The 3220-nt window shown below is 44.6% G+C and carries 4 protein-coding genes and 1 pseudogene; all 5 read left to right on the top strand.

The window, feature by feature from the left end:
* Positions 1–209 (top strand): AI-2E family transporter (locus AB7S66_RS12215; protein WP_428520389.1); only part of this gene is annotated, 209 nt, incomplete at its 5' end.
* 280 nt (positions 210–489) lie between these two features.
* Positions 490–1173 (top strand): FadR/GntR family transcriptional regulator, encoded by a 684-nt coding sequence (locus AB7S66_RS12210; protein ID WP_428520391.1) that lies wholly within the window; start codon positions 490–492, stop codon positions 1171–1173.
* Positions 1170–2555: an acyclic terpene utilization AtuA family protein gene (locus AB7S66_RS12205; RefSeq protein WP_428520387.1), complete on the top strand. Its 1386-nt coding sequence runs from the start codon at positions 1170–1172 to the stop codon at positions 2553–2555. The genes AB7S66_RS12210 and AB7S66_RS12205 overlap by 4 nt, the downstream gene beginning before the upstream one ends.
* Positions 2539–2850, top strand: a complete 312-nt coding sequence (locus tag AB7S66_RS12200; protein ID WP_321300227.1) for a DUF4387 domain-containing protein — start codon at positions 2539–2541, stop codon at positions 2848–2850. Before AB7S66_RS12205 ends, AB7S66_RS12200 begins: the two co-directional genes overlap by 17 nt.
* A gap of 13 nt (positions 2851–2863) precedes the next feature.
* Positions 2864–3220, top strand: a pseudogene (locus AB7S66_RS12195) (sugar ABC transporter permease); the annotation flags it as partial.

The following is a 3220-nucleotide window of genomic DNA, read 5'->3' as shown; positions in this document are numbered from 1 at the left end:
TGGTTATCCTCCAACAAATGGAAGGAAATATCATCTACCCAAGGGTAGTGGGCACTTCTGTAGGACTTCCAGGGGTATGGGTGTTCACTGCTGTCATTCTTGGGGGAGGCCTGATTGGTATTCCTGGCATTCTGTTTGGGGTGCCGTTTGTGGCAACCATCTATCAGTTGCTGAAAGCGGAGAAGGAACAAGAGAGTTCTGTTGATTGAGCAATAGTCAATGTTATTAAGAAAACCTGCTGACATGTATAATGCTGAAGAATTGGACATAATGCTTCTCTCTAGGTGTGTCCGAAGAGGACGTAGAATTGTGTCCAAAGTGTACAGTCTGTCTAATACATGTGAAAAATATGTACACACCTACTAGGCATATATCTCTCAGAGAATCAACAAACAAAAATTGACTAGAAAAAAATGTTGAGCGATTGAATATTCAATGCTATGATCTATTTGTCCTACAAATAGACAAAAGGAGTTTGCATTGAGTATAGTGCCAGTACGAAATGAAAGGCTCTCCGATAAGGTTGTCAGCCAAATCCTTTCATTGATACATGACGGAGAACTCAAACCTGGGCAAAAACTGCCAAGTGAGATAGTTTTCAGCGAACAATTTGCCGTAAGTCGGGGTGTGATTCGAGAGGCAATGATCCAGTTGCAAGCTCTTGGCTATATCAGTCGGAAGACAAAGCAGGGAACCTATATTGAGAAGGATATCATTGATCGTCTCTCCCGGCCGGTTTCCGATGCATTGAAAGAAGCCACCTACCAAGATCTTCTAGACTTTCGTGATTCCTTGGAATCAAAAATGGTTGAGATTGTCATTGAAAGAGCAACGGATGAAGAGATTCAGGAGATTGCTGAGAGTCTGCATGCTGATTCAACAAAGCTATCCGAGCATTTTAGCCTGGACCACTATTTCCACTATAAATTGGCCCAAGCGAGCAGAAATGTCTTCTACATGAATTTCATCGATACGTATTACGATCTTATTGATGAGCTTGCCCAAGCAAATAAACGTCAAGAAGGATCACTCCAGCATATTGCTGAGGAGCATTTTTTGATTGTTGAAGCCATCGCTAAACGTGATAAGGCAGCTGCCCATAAGGCAATGAAACGACATATTATGAATGTCAGGAAAAGAAGACAGAATGTGGAAACGGAGCGCAGCCTATGAAGTCATTAACCTTGCTGGCTCCTTGTGGAATCCTTGGATATGGATTCCCTGATGCATCTTTCAAATATGGCCTCTCTCAGAGACCTGACGCGATTGTCGTTGATGCAGGATCAACGGATGCAGGGCCCCATAAGCTTGGAGCTAAAACTGCAATTGTGAGCAAAATGGCGGCAAAGCAAGATCTACAACGTATCATCCTTGGTGGCTGGGAACAGAAGATTCCCGTCCTGGTTGGTTCAGCCGGAGGAAGTGGTGGCCGAAGCCATGTTGAATGGACCCTTGCCATCATAGATGAGATACTTCGTGAACACACTGAGGTCAAACCTAAAATAGCAATCATCTGGGCTGATATTCCTAACCAAGTCGTAGTCGATTCCGTTGAACAGGGATCGGTTGTCCCTTGTGATACTCCTTCTCTGCCGTTGAATGCACAAATTATTGAAGAGACAACAGGCATCGTGGCACAGATGGGGGTTGAGCCGATACTTCGTGTCATTGAAGCGAAAGCGGATATTATCATTTGTGGCCGTGCGTATGATCCTGCACCGTTCGCTGCTATGGGTGTGTATCATGGATTTGATGAAGCTTTAAGTTATCATCTAGGGAAGGTCCTTGAGTGTGGTGCATTGTGTTGTAATCCAGGAACTACGAAGGACTGTATGCTCGGTACCTTGTATGATGAATGGTTTGAGGTATATCCCTGTGACCCAAAACGTCGTTGTACTCCCGTCAGTGTTGCTGCTCATACCTTTTACGAGAAAGATCATCCTTATCTTTTACACGGGCCTGGCATTGCCATGGACCTCAGTGGCTGTACTTTTACACAAGTAGGAGAAAACCGAGTGCGAGTAAGAGGCAGTCGCTTGCAAGCTACAAACCCCTATCAGATCAAGCTTGAAGGAGCGCGTAGGGTTGCCTATCGTACCTTCGTGGTTGCTGGTATCCGCGATCCTATCCTGATAGAGAAACTTGAGGAAGTCCAGCAACAGGTCGTCTTAAGCGTCAAGGAGCAATACAAGGAAGTACCCCCTGCAGACTATACCATCAATTTCATCAATTACGGTAAAGATGGGGTGATGGGGAAGCTGGAACCTGAACTAAAACCAAGTCATGAAATTGGGGTTCTCTTTGAGGTGCTTGCCAAGGAACAGGAGATTGCCAATGCAATTTGTGCATCGGTTCGCTCAACATTCATGCATTTTGACTATGAAGGGAGAAAGTCCACTGCAGGGAATCTGGCTTTTCCTTACGCTCCCAGCGATATTCCCTTTGGTCCCGTATATGAGTTTTCCGTCTATCACTTGATGGCTGTAAAGGACCCCAGTGAATACTTTCCATGGCAGTGGTGGAACTGGGAGGAACACGATGGATCGATTGGTTGATGTGGCAAGCATGCTGAGGAGCAAAAACAGTGGTCCTTTCTTGATTACATTGGATATTTTCTTTGATGATTTGGCTGCTTATCGGCGAGTAGTAGACAGCGGAGTGCTTACAAAAGAGCGCATTGCTTCATGTTACCACCTCTCTCCTGAACAACTGGTGAGAATCATATTTTTTGAAGCTGCCTTAGGTATCAAGATTACATACAGGCGGCAGGTTTCTTCAGGTACCTGTGGGGATCGTGATGTGTATGGAGCACAGCAACACGCTCCGCTGATGGGTTTACTTATCCCCTAGATTAGGAGAATTTATGAATCATAAATCGAAATGGAAGCAAATAAAGGAAGAGAGGATACTCTATTTGCTTCTTCTTCCTACCATCGTTTTCTTCATACTCTTCAGGGTGCTTCCGATTCTCAATATGCGGCTTGCGTTCTTCCAGTTCAGGGCTAAAGGTGAATGGCCTTTTGTGGGTCTAAAGTATTTCAAAATGATATTTTCCAGCCCAGCGTTTGCGCAAATCCTAGCGAATACACTCATCATCAGTTTTATGAAATATGTCTTGCTGTTTCCTTTCTTTGTTGTATTCGCACTCATGCTTAATGAAGTGCGGTCCTGGCGATTCAGAAAATATGTACAGGTTGTATCCTACCTTCCTCACTTCCTC

This window comes from Sphaerochaeta sp., assembly GCF_050178175.1.
In the GTDB taxonomy this organism is placed as follows: Bacteria; Spirochaetota; Spirochaetia; order Sphaerochaetales; family Sphaerochaetaceae; genus Sphaerochaeta.
Note: the sequence above shows the minus strand (reverse complement) of the source record. Positions and strands in the feature narration are given on the sequence as shown.